General features: G+C 69.2%; 8 protein-coding genes, 1 pseudogene and 1 riboswitch. Of the genes and pseudogenes, 6 read left to right on the forward strand and 3 right to left on the reverse strand.

Annotated features, from left to right (window positions below; all coding sequences use genetic code 11):
- Positions 1-182: 182 nt before the first annotated feature.
- Entirely contained in the window at positions 183-1,124 is a 942-nt protein-coding gene (locus BKN37_RS22795; protein ID WP_131823675.1) for a neutral zinc metallopeptidase, read from the reverse strand.
- 711 nt (positions 1,125-1,835) lie between these two features.
- On the opposite strand from BKN37_RS22795, the gene BKN37_RS22800 reads away from it, so the two are divergent.
- The gene (locus tag BKN37_RS22800; protein ID WP_071029219.1) at positions 1,836-3,356 is read left to right on the forward strand and encodes a DUF2207 family protein; all 1,521 of its coding nucleotides are present in this window, start codon (positions 1,836-1,838) and stop codon (positions 3,354-3,356) included.
- 12 nt (positions 3,357-3,368) lie between these two features.
- Here BKN37_RS22800 and BKN37_RS22805 read toward each other — a convergent pair whose 3' ends face one another.
- Positions 3,369-5,099, reverse strand: coding sequence for an NRAMP family divalent metal transporter (locus BKN37_RS22805; protein ID WP_423212829.1), 1,731 nt, complete (start codon positions 5,097-5,099; stop codon positions 3,369-3,371).
- Positions 5,100-5,111: 12 nt separating this feature from the next.
- A complete protein-coding gene (locus BKN37_RS22810) occupies positions 5,112-5,303 on the reverse strand; it encodes a hypothetical protein (protein WP_071029220.1) in 192 nt (63 codons plus the stop codon).
- 296 nt (positions 5,304-5,599) lie between these two features.
- Positions 5,600-5,772, reverse strand: a riboswitch (M-box (ykoK) riboswitch).
- Positions 5,773-5,884: 112 nt separating this feature from the next.
- Between BKN37_RS22810 and BKN37_RS22815 the strand changes: the two genes are divergently transcribed.
- The 5 genes and pseudogenes from BKN37_RS22815 to BKN37_RS22835 form a co-directional block, all read left to right on the forward strand.
- Positions 5,885-6,268, forward strand: a complete 384-nt coding sequence (locus BKN37_RS22815) for a GtrA family protein (protein WP_242657334.1) — start codon at positions 5,885-5,887, stop codon at positions 6,266-6,268.
- Positions 6,269-6,300: 32 nt separating this feature from the next.
- A complete protein-coding gene (gene dprE1, locus BKN37_RS22820) occupies positions 6,301-7,713 on the forward strand; it encodes a decaprenylphosphoryl-beta-D-ribose oxidase (RefSeq protein WP_071029222.1) in 1,413 nt (470 codons plus the stop codon).
- A 15-nt stretch (positions 7,714-7,728) separates the two neighbouring features.
- Complete coding sequence (gene dprE2 / locus BKN37_RS22825; RefSeq protein WP_071029223.1) at positions 7,729-8,490, forward strand: decaprenylphospho-beta-D-erythro-pentofuranosid-2-ulose 2-reductase; 762 nt, start codon at positions 7,729-7,731, stop codon at positions 8,488-8,490.
- Between the two features lie 2 nt (positions 8,491-8,492).
- Positions 8,493-10,454: a galactan 5-O-arabinofuranosyltransferase gene (locus BKN37_RS22830; protein WP_071029224.1), complete on the forward strand. Its 1,962-nt coding sequence runs from the start codon at positions 8,493-8,495 to the stop codon at positions 10,452-10,454.
- A 23-nt stretch (positions 10,455-10,477) separates the two neighbouring features.
- Positions 10,478-11,175, forward strand: a pseudogene (locus BKN37_RS22835) (arabinosyltransferase); the annotation flags it as partial.

Consider the following 11,175-nt stretch of genomic DNA (forward strand, 5'->3'; position numbering starts at 1 on the left):
ACGCCAACCCCGAGGGCGGCAGACGCAAAATGAGCCAGACACCAGGTAAGACAGAACCAACCACCGCGCCACGGCACCTGTCACGCAGACACACCGCAACCCGGCACACTCACACTGACACTGAGACACAAAAGCACCACAAACCAGGGGTTTTCGGGGGCTTTTGCGTCTGCTCGCTGTAGTTAGGAGACGTCCGACGGGGGTGCCAGCCAGGTGTTGCACTGGCCGATCTGGCCCGTGTCGCCGCCTTGGCGCCACCAGCCCTGGGCGTGCGCGTCCGTGCCGTGGTCCCGTGGCCCGCCGGTGTGGTCGCCGCGGAGCTGGTCTTCGTAAGCGGTCTGGTAGTCAGCCTGGGTGAACATGCCACCGCTGTCGACGATCGAACCCACGAACATCCCCGAAAAGCATTGCGCTTCTAGTTCCAATCGCCGCGACATTTCAAGCCCGGCGGCGGACTCGACACCCTCGGCCCGCATCTGCTGCCACGCCGCGGATGAGATGCCCGTGACTTCCTGAATGTGGTGACCAAATTCGTGGGCGAATACCGCGATGTAGATGATCGGCTGGTTTCCGTTTTCATCCACTTGAAGCCCGGACGGCGGCATGTACAGCGTCTGGTTCCCAGGGCAGTAGAACGCGGCGACGCGTGGCCCGATCTCCTCGGTACCGCACGGGCTGGTGATGACGGTGCCGGTGGGGACGAGCACCTGTGGAGAGCGGTACGTCAGTCCCGTTGTGGTGGTGACCAGCGACCGCCACACCGTATCCAGGCAGGGGGTGACGCTGTCGAAGAACACCTTCGCGGCGTCGTTGTTGAAGGGCCAGCCGACACTGTTGCACGCCTGACGGGCCAGCCCCGCGCCGAAGTTGGCGAACAGCGGGTTGCCTTGCAGTGCAGCGGTGCCGGTCGGGGTGGCTTTGGTCGTCGACGTGCTGGTTCGCGTGGTTCGCCGGGTAGTCGAGGTCGGGTAGCTGGTTGTGGTCGCGGTGGTGGGGACCGAGGTCAAAGCACTGGCCGTGGTCATCGGCCCGCTGGCGGTCGAGGTGGTCCCTTTCTTGGCGACCACCACTACCGCGCCCGCGACCACGATAAGCGCGACGACTATGGCCGCCGCCCCCAGCACGATCGGGATGATTGGGCGAGTCTTTGGCGGGACGGGTGCTGCGGTCGCCGCGGGGGTCAGCGGGGAGCCGAAGGGGTCGACGGATTGGTAGACCCCCCACTGCGTTTGGGGCACGGCCTGAGGTGGGGCGGCCGGCGTGACCGGAGCCGCCGGGGCGGCATAGCCCGAAAACGGTGCGGAGTATCCGCTCGCCTGCGGATAACCCTGTTGGTATCCGGCGCCGTACACCGGCGCGGCGGCCGGGCGGCGCAACCCGGAGAGCACCTTGTAGCGGCCGGTGTCACCGCGGGCCGGGGCGGGGGCGGCGCTGACGGCGGCCGGGACCTGGTACGGCTGCGGTGCCGCGCTCCACGGGTCCGGGGCCCCGGCCCACGGATCGGCAGCCGTGCTCGACGGGCGACCGTAGGGACTGCGGCCGCCACCGAACACGTCACCGTCCCACGGTTTTTGCGACCCGCCACCAAACGGGTCCCACGGTCGGCTCACGAAACCTCCCCCAACAGAACCGGTGCGTCACGACATCGGACCGCGCGTTCACGAATCCGTGGACCAACGGGCACGTCAACGTAGGTTACTCTGCGGGTCATGTGGCGAGGGACACTTGTTGGCCGCCTGCAGGCGCGCCTCGGTCGCGTCGGCGCGGTTGTCGGTCTGATCGCCGTGTTGGGGTTTGCTGGCGGTGTTCCGCTCGCTAGGGCCGACGAGCCGGGCGTGAAACTCGACGTGCAGATGAACCTCAAGGCCGACGGATCACTGGCGGTCACCGCCACGATCGCCGTCCCGCAGGGCGGGTCGGCCTCCGATCGCCTGCCGCTGGACATTCCCGTCGAGGCCAACCGCGTCCAGCATTTCCAGGTGTCCGACCTGACGACAACGGGCGGGGCGTCGGCCCAGGTGGATGGCCGAAACCTGGTCATATCCGTCCCCACCGGTACCTCGACGGTGACTTATACGGTGGCCGGCACCGTGTCGGATAGCCCGGATCTGCAGCAGTTCACCTGGCTGCTGGCCGCGGGATGGTCGTCGCCGATCGAGACGCTCACCGGCACCTTCGTCTCCCCCGCCGCTGCCCCCGACTCCCCGATCTGCGCCTACGGGCTACTCGGTGAACGGCGGCTGTGCTCGCTGACCCAGACCGAAGTCGCGGGCAAGGTCACCTTCCAGCAAAACGGCCTCAAGTCGGGCAGCGTCGCGGTGTTCTCGGTGCTGCTGCCGTCGGGCACCGTCACCGCCACCGCCGAGTTCAGCCCCCTCGCCGGGGCCGGCGCTGCGCCGGCGCACGACCTGGGCGGCGTCATCGCGGTCGCGGTGGCCACCATGCTGGCGCTGCTGCTGGCCGGGTTCGGGTGGCTGCGCCGCCGCGCCGACGACGCGGTCGCCCACACCGCGGGCGCGACCGCGCAACTGCTGGTCCCCGGTGACGGTGGGTTGGCGTTCGCCTCCCCGGACGGGGTGCTGCCGGGCCAGGTCGGGACGCTGACCACCGGCCGGGCCCGCCCCGCCGACATCGGCGCCACGATCCTCGACCTGGCCGTGCGTAACTACCTGTGGATCGCCGAACTGCCCGGGCAGGGTGGTGCGCTGGACTACCAGATTTCGCGGCGCGCGCCGCTCGACGGTGCGGTCACCGACTTCGAGCGCGCCGTCGTGGACGCCGTCCTTCCGGGCGGGCGGGAGAACGTGGCGGCCTCCGAGCTCACCCACCGCCCGGTCGACCTGGTGGCGTCGCGGAGCAAGGTCGCCGCGAGCGTGGCCGACAGCGGCTGGCTGCGCCGGAACGCGCGCCGGCTGGAGTGGGCGGGGTTCGCGCTGCTCGGCATCGGGGCCGTCGCGGCGGCCTGCCTCGCGGTACTCGGAGCCGGGGTGCTGTGGGGCGTCGCGGTGGCGGTGCTGGGCGGCGGGGTGGCGGCCGCGGGCCGCCTACTGCCGCCGCGGACCAAAAACGGCACCCGGTTGGCCGCCGCGATCTCCGGCATGCGGCAGTACCTGACCGAGGTGAACCTCGCCGAGGTCGAGGAAGCGGCCCGCCCGGTGTTGTTCCAGCGCGCCATCCCGTACGCGCATGCGCTCGGCGAGTTGCGCGGCTGGCTGGCCAGGTGGGGCCCCAGCCAGCCGGCGCGGGCCGAATGGTACCGGCCGGCCGGGGACCGTTCGGTGCTCGCCGGGTTGCCGACGCTGGCCGCGGTGCTCGACGGTGTCGCCGCGCAAAGCGAAGCCATCGAGGAACGGTAACGGCCAGGCCGCTCAGGCGATCCCGAGCTCGACGAGTTTGACCACCACCAACGCCACCGCGACCACCAGGTAGACCCGCAACACCACCAACCCGGCCCGCCGCGCCGGGGACAGCACCGGCCGCTCCAGCGTCGCGAGCGCCGGGGTGTGCCAGGTGGCGCGGTAGTCGGCGCGGACCTGCTTGCGTTCGGCACGGGTCAGCGCCGGCATCGCGTCGAGTTCGTCGCGCGTGGCGTCGACCCGGCTACGCCGCGCGGCGGCCCGCCGACCGGCGACGGTCGCCCCCACGCCCAGCACCGCACCGATCCCGGTGCCGACCCCCAGACCGGTCAGGACGGCGGTGCTCGACAACCCTGGGAACAAGGTCACCGTCGTCAACGCCAGCGAGAGCAGCACCAGCGCCCACACGATGACCCAGGCGACGACGTTTTGTCGCACCGTGTTGACCCACGGTCCCAGCACCGGGCGGTCGTTGCACAGCAGCACCAAAAACACCGTCGCCGAGGGCAGCAGCACACCGGCAAGGGCCTGCACCCCCTGGGTGATCAGGCCCAGCACGTGGTCGGGGCTGAACGCGACCGCCGCCGACACCGCCAGCAGCGCGGCGTAGGCGCCGTAGAACAGCGGCGCCTCGGTGGGCTTCCAGTGCAGCGAGTGTCGCTGGCCCATCGCGTCGCCCAGGGCGTACGTGGTGGCCAGGCCCACCGCGTTGGCGCCGATCAGCGAGGCGTCCAGCAGCACAACGGCAAACAGCACCCCCACCGCGCGCCCGGCGTGGTGGGACAGGCTGGCCGCCACCGCACCCGCGTCGGTGAACTGGCCGGCATCGGCGGAGCCGCCCAGCCCGAACGCGGTGACCGCGATCAGCGCGGTGGCGCCGAGCATCACCACCACAATGCCCAGCACCAGATCGGCCCGTGCGTAGGGGATCCAACGCGGGGTGATGCGTTTGTCGACCACATTGGACTGCTGAAAGAACAATTGCCAGGGCGCCACCGTGGTTCCGACGATGGCGATCAGCAACAGCAGCAGCGTGGAGTCCAGCCCGCCCGGAAGCTGCGGCACCAGACCGCCCACCGTGCCGGCCACGGTGGGATGCACCAGCAGCGTCATGGGGATGACGACCACGTTGACCGCGATGAGCAGAAACATCAGCGCTTCCCAGCGCCGGAAGGAGCCGCCGGCGACCACCGCGAACAACAGCGCCGCCGCGGCCGGGATCGCGATTGCCTTGGGGCACCCCAGAAATCCGAGCGCCAGGGAGACCCCGATGAACTCGGTGACGATCGTCAACCCGTTGAGGATCAACAGGTCACCCACGCTGAACGCGCCCCAGAATTTGCCGAACCGCGCGAAGATCAGCCGCGCGTGGCCCACCCCGGTCACCGCGCCCAACCGCAGCACCATCTCCTGGTTGACGTAGAGCACCGGGATCAGCAGCACCAGCGTCCACAGCAGCTTCATGCCGTAGTTCTGGCCGGCCTGGGCGTAGGTCGCGACACCGCCGGCGTCGTTGTCGCCCACCATGACGATCAGCCCGGGACCACTGATGACCAGCAGGGTGCGCAGCCGCTGCCAGCGGTTACGGCGTGCGCCCACATCGGCGTGCTGGATCCGCCCGAACGCGCCGACGATATCCCCGACGTGCGCCGAATCGGCCGCCGCGGGGCGGGCCGACCCGGCGACCGTGTCGGACTGGTGGATGAGCACGTCGAGCGCTGTCGACGGCTCGCTTTCCTGCATGGTCATCGGTGCTTAGCCCCGCCGGTGCGTGGGGTGGCCGCCCAGCGAAGCGGTGATCACCGCGACCGGCATCCGGGACACGTAGGCAGCGGCCCGCTGCTGCGGGGTGCGCCGCGCCCACAACCGGCTCGCCGCCGTGCGGCCGGCGTGCAGCAACGTGGACCGCCGGGCGGTCGGGATCGGGTGTGCGAGAACAAAAGCCATGATCGTCTCCTGTCGGGAGGCCCGACCGGCGACCGCAGTTCGTTCGCCGCTACCAGCACGGATTCGGCCGCACCGTCGACCCGCGGCGAGCGGGCAGCGTGAAACAGCGGCCGAAAGCGTCGGATTCAGGCAGCGGAAGAAGCGCCGGGACCGGATCGGGACGAATGGGTCGAATACGCATACGGACTATCGCTGGGACTCATCTCGCCCTCACCTCCTCACGGCCAGGACACACGGGGGTGTCACCAAATTCGCACGCACAGAAGGGGAAACAGTGGCCGCCCGGAATCGGCGGACACGCACCCCTCTCGTCAGAGCTTCGGCACTACACGGCGTATCCGGAAACCGTCCGGAAGCCACTTGGGCTCAACCCTTAAGCCGGGAAGAGCTGTCCTGACCCGGGGCGTCTCTCGACGTTCGGGGTCAGTGGCCTATATCCGTGCAGACGCCTCACCTAGCGAGGTGCTCGCGATGTCCATGGTCGCATGGCGGTACGGAGGCGTCAAACGGATTCGAAGTGGCCGGGCCGTAAACTTCCCGCGATGGCCGAAATCGCCCCACCGCGCGCCCCCCTGAGCCTGATGACGCAGGTCTGGCGGTTTGTCGTCACCGGCGGCCTGTCGGCGATCGTCGACTACGGCCTCTACCAGTTACTGGATGTGGTGGCGCACGTGCAGATCGACGCGGCCAAAGCCACCAGTTTTGTTGCGGGCACCATCACCGCCTACCTGATCAACCGGCGGTGGACCTTCCAGGCCGCGCCGAGCACCGCCCGTTTTGTCGCGGTCATGGTGCTCTACGCGGTCACCTTCACCGCCCAGGTCGGCATCAACCACGTGTGCCTCGACCTGTTCCACTACCACGAACGGCCGTGGGCCAAGCCGGTGGCTTTCGTCATCGCCCAGGGCACCGCCACGGTGATCAATTTCATCGTGCAGCGGGCGGTGATCTTCCGGATGCGCTGAGCCCCGGGCCCGTCGCGGTACCCTTGCCAGCGATGTCTACCCAGCCAGCGGCTGTTCCGGCCCTCACACGACGTGCCCTCACCGGGTTCGGCCACACCGCGCCGACGGTCGCCCAAGTCCTGTCCACCCCGGACGTCGAGGCGATCGCCACCGTCGTCAAGCAGGTCGCCGACGCCAACTCCGACAGTCCGGCACATCTGCGCCGCGGCGTCCTGGCGCGGGGCCTGGGCCGATCCTACGGGGATCAGGCCCAAAACGGCGGCGGCGTCGTCGTCGACATGACCCCGGTCAACAAGATCCACTCGCTGGACGCCGACACGGCGATCGCCGACGTCGACGGCGGGGTGAGCCTGGATCAGCTGATGAAGGCGGCGCTGCCGTTCGGGCTGTGGGTGCCGGTGCTGCCCGGCACCCGGCAGGTCACCGTGGGCGGAGCGATCGCCTCGGACATCCACGGCAAGAACCACCACAGCGCCGGCAGTTTCGGTAACCACGTGCTGTCGATCGACCTGCTGATGGCCGACGGCCAGGTGCGCACCATCACCCCCGACGGCCCGGAGGCCGAGCTGTTTTGGACCACCGTCGGCGGCAACGGCCTGACCGGCATCGTGCTGCGGGCCCGCATCGCGATGACCCGCACCGAGACCGCCTACTTCATCGCCGACGGCATCGCCACCAAGGACCTCGACGAGACGGTCGCGGTGCACCTGGACGGCAGCGAAGACAAATACACCTACTCGGCCGCCTGGTTCGACCTGATCAGTCCGCCGCCGAAACTGGGCCGCGCGGCGGTCAGCCGGGGCAGCCTGGCCACACTCGATCAGCTGCCGAAGAAGCTGGCCAAAAACCCGCTGAAATTCAATGCGCCGCAACTGCTGAGCGTGCCGAACATCTTCCCGGTCAGCGCGATGAACAAGCTGTCGTTCATGGCGATCGGCGAGGTGTACTACCGGATGGGCGGCACCTACACCGGCAAGATCCTGAACCTGTCGCAGTTCTACCACATGCTCGACCTGGTCAGCGGGTGGAACAACAGTTACGGGCCAGCAGGTTTCGCCCAACACCAGTTCCTGGTGCCGCCGGATGCCCTGGAGGAGTTCAAGGCCATCATCCGGTGGATCCAGACCCGCGGGCACTACTCGGCGCTCAACGTGTTCAAGCTGTTCGGGCCGGGCAACCAAGCGCCGCTGAGCTTCCCGATGGCCGGCTGGAACGTCGCGATGGACTTCCCGAACAAGCCCGGTGTCAACGCATTCCTCAACGAACTCGACGACCGGGTGATGGAGTTCGGCGGGCGGGTGTACACCGCCAAGGATTCCCGGGTCAACGCGGAGCGCTTCCACAAGATGTATCCCCGGATCGACGAGTGGATCGCGGCGCGGCGCAAGGCCGATCCCCACGGCGTCTTCGCCTCCGACATGGCCCGCCGCCTGGAACTGCTGTAGAAAGGCCCACCGAACATGATCGACGCCACCGGAAACCCGCAGACGATGCTGCTGCTCGGCGGCACCTCCGAGATCGGGCTGGCGATCTGCGAACGCTACCTGCAGAACGCGCACGCGCGGGTGATCCTGGCCTGCCTGCCCGACGACCCCGGCCGCGACGCCGCGGTCCAGCAGATGGAGACCGCCGGCGCCAAGTCGGTGGAACTCATCGACTTCGACGCGTTGGACACCGAGGCCCACCCGAAGGTGATCGAGCAGGCCTTCTCTGGCGGTGATGTCGACGTGGCGATCGTCGCGTTCGGGCTGGACGCCGACGCCGAGGAACTGTGGCAAAACCAGCGCAAAGCCGTGCAGGTCGCCGAGATCAACTACACCGCAGCGGTTTCGGTGGGTGTGTTGCTCGCCGAGAAGATGCGCACCCAGGGCTTCGGCCAGATCATCGCGATGAGCTCGGTCGCCGGGGAGCGGGTGCGCCGATCCAACTTCGTCTACGGGTCCACCAAAGCCGGCCTGGACGGCTTCTACCTGGGTCTCGGCGAGGCGCTGCGCCCGCACGGGGTCCGGGTGCTGGTGATCCGGCCCGGTCAGGTGCGCACCCGCTTCAGCGCGCACGTCAAGGAAGCGCCGCTGACCGTCGACAAGGATTACGTCGCCAACCTCGCGGTCACCGCCGCCGCGAAGGGGAAGGACTTGGTTTGGGCGCCCGGCGCATTCCGCTACGTGATGATGGTGTTGCGGCACGTTCCGCGGGCAATCTTCCGTAAGCTGCCCATCTGATCATGCGGAACGCACTGGCCAGCGTGGGCCAGATGATCCTCGCCGCCGCGATCGCCCTCGCGGTCGCGGTGATCTCGCTGATCGCCATCGCCCGGGTCGAATGGCCCGCCTACCCGTCGTCGAATCAACTGCACGCGCTGACCACCGTCGGCCAGGTCGGCTGCATCGCGGGGCTGATCGGCGCCGGGTGGCTGTGGCGGCGGGGTCGGCGGCGGGTGGCACAGCTTTCGGCGCTGGTGTTCGTGTCGGCGTTCTCGGTGGTCACCCTGGCGATGCCGTTGGGCGCGACCAAGCTGTACCTGTTCGGCATCTCCGTCGACCAACAGTTCCGCACCGAGTACCTGACTCGGCTCACCGACAGCCCCGCGCTGCGCGATATGACCTACCTCGGCCTGCCGCCGTTCTACCCGCCGGGCTGGTTTTGGCTCGGCGGCCGGGCGGCCGCGCTGACCGGGACACCGGGCTGGGAGATGTACAAGCCGTGGGCGATCACCTCGATCACCATCGCGGTCGCGGTGGCGCTGGTGCTGTGGACCCGGCTGATCCGCTTCGAACTCGCGGTGACCGTCACGGCCGCCACCGCGGCGGTGACGCTGGCCTACAGCTCGCCGGAGCCGTACGCCGCGATGATCACCGTGCTGCTGCCGCCGGTGCTGGTGCTGACCTGGTCCGGGCTGCGCGCCGCGGGGCGGACCTTGACCGCCGAGACGGAATCTGGCGACCGACACGCCGACGAGCCCGTCGCCGGATTCCCACTCGCGGGCGCGAGTCGACGAGTGGGCGCCAACGGCTGGGGCGCAATCGTCGGCGCCGGCATCTTCCTGGGCTTCGCGGCCACCTTCTACACCCTGCTGGTGGTCTACAGCGCGTTCACCGTCACGCTGATGGCCGCGGGGCTGGCCGCGGCGCGCGGGCGCCAAAGCGGACGCAAAGCCGCCCTCGACCCGCTGGTGAGGCTGGCGATCATCGGTGTGATCGCGGTGGCCATCGCGTCGACCACCTGGCTGCCGTTCGTGCTGCGCGCCGCTCGGCAACCGATGTCCAACACCGGCAGCGCCTATCACTATCTGCCGCCCGCCGGCGCCGAGCTGACCTTCCCGATGCTGCAGTTCACCCTGCTGGGCGCGCTGTGCCTGCTGGGCACGCTGTGGCTGGTGGTCCGGGCCCGCGGCTCGGTGCGCGCGGCCGCCTTGGCGATCGGCGTCCTGAGCGTGTACGCCTGGTCGCTGCTGTCCATGCTGACCACGCTGGCCCGCACCACGTTGCTGAGCTTTCGGCTGCAACCCACCCTGACCGTGCTGTTGACCGCCGCCGGGGTATTCGGCTTCATCGAGCTGACCCAGGCGCTCAAGTCCCGAGGCCGCGGCGTGGTCCCGGTGGCCGCCGCGATCGGGTTGGCCGGCGCGCTGGCGTTCAGCCAGGACATCCCCGACGTGCTGCGGCCCGACCTCACCGTCGCCTACACCGACACCGACGGCGACGGGCAGCGCGGGGACCGCCGCCCGCCCAGCGCCGAGAAGTACTACCGCGATATCGACGCCGCCATCACCGCGGCCACCGGGCAACCCCGCGATGAGACCGTCGTGCTCACCGCCGACTACAGCTTCCTGTCCTACTACCCCTACTGGGGCTTTCAAGGGCTGACATCGCACTACGCCAACCCGCTGGCGCAGTTCGACCAGCGGGCCGCCGCCATCAAGAGCTGGTCGAAGCTGAAGTCCGCCGGCGCGTTCCTGCACGCGCTGGACACCCTGCCCTGGCAGCCGCCGACGGTGTTCCTGATGCGTCGCGGCGCCAACGACAGCTACACGCTGCGGCTGGCCGAGGACGTCTACCCCAACCACCCCAACGTGCGCCGCTACACCGTGGACTTCGACGCTGCCCTCTTCCAGGACCCGCACTTCACCGTCACCGGCATCGGGCCGTTCGTGCTGGCGGTCCGCACGCCGGAACCTGCGCGCTGATGGCCCAATTACCATCTAAGTCCGTGACACGCGCCGTCGACCATGCAGAGCAGAGCGATGAGGACACGCGGCGGCCATCGACCGACGAACGGGCCAACCACCGGGTCGTCCGGATCGTTGCCGTCGTCGCGGGTCTGCTCGGCGCCCTGCTGGCGATCCTCACCCCGCTGCTGCCGGTTAAACAGACCACCGCGCAGCTGACCTGGCCGCAAAACGGGGTGCTGGGCAGCGTCGAGGCGCCGCTGATTGGTTATGTGGCCACCGACCTGACCATCACCGTGCCGTGCACCTCCGCTGCCGGGCTGACCAAAACCAACTCGGTGCTGCTGTCCACGGTGCCCAAACAGGCCCCCAAGGCCGTCGACCGCGGCCTGCTGATCGAACGCGTCAACGACGACCTGCTGGTCATCGTGCGCAACACACCCGTGGTCAGCGCGCCGCTGAGCCAGGTGCTGAGCCCGGCCTGCCAGAAACTGGTGTTCACCGCGCACGCCGACAAGGTCACCGGCGAATTCGTCGGGCTGACCAAGGGCCCCAACTCCGACCACCCGGGCGATCCGCTGCGCGGCGAGCGGGGCGGCTACGACTTCCGGCCGCAGATCGTCGGTGTGTTCACCGACCTGGACGGTCCGGCGCCAGCCGGGCTGGCGTTCTCGGCGACCGTCGACACCCGCTACAGCAGTTCGCCGACGCCGCTGAAGCTGGCCGCGATGATTCTCGG

Source organism: Mycobacterium talmoniae, from assembly GCF_001854525.1.
GTDB lineage: Bacteria > Actinomycetota > Actinomycetes > Mycobacteriales > Mycobacteriaceae > Mycobacterium > Mycobacterium talmoniae.

Excerpts from the sequence above, each read along its gene's own strand:
- BKN37_RS22805 (WP_423212829.1), bottom strand. The coding sequence starts at position 5,099 with ATGCAGGAAAGCGAGCCGTCGACAGCGCTCGACGTGCTCATCCACCAG.
- BKN37_RS22810 (WP_071029220.1), bottom strand. The coding sequence starts at position 5,303 with ATGGCTTTTGTTCTCGCACACCCGATCCCGACCGCCCGGCGGTCCACG.
- BKN37_RS22815 (WP_242657334.1), top strand. The coding sequence starts at position 5,885 with ATGACGCAGGTCTGGCGGTTTGTCGTCACCGGCGGCCTGTCGGCGATC.
- dprE1 (WP_071029222.1), top strand. The coding sequence starts at position 6,301 with ATGTCTACCCAGCCAGCGGCTGTTCCGGCCCTCACACGACGTGCCCTC.
- dprE2 (WP_071029223.1), top strand. The coding sequence starts at position 7,729 with ATGATCGACGCCACCGGAAACCCGCAGACGATGCTGCTGCTCGGCGGC.
- BKN37_RS22830 (WP_071029224.1), top strand. The coding sequence starts at position 8,493 with ATGCGGAACGCACTGGCCAGCGTGGGCCAGATGATCCTCGCCGCCGCG.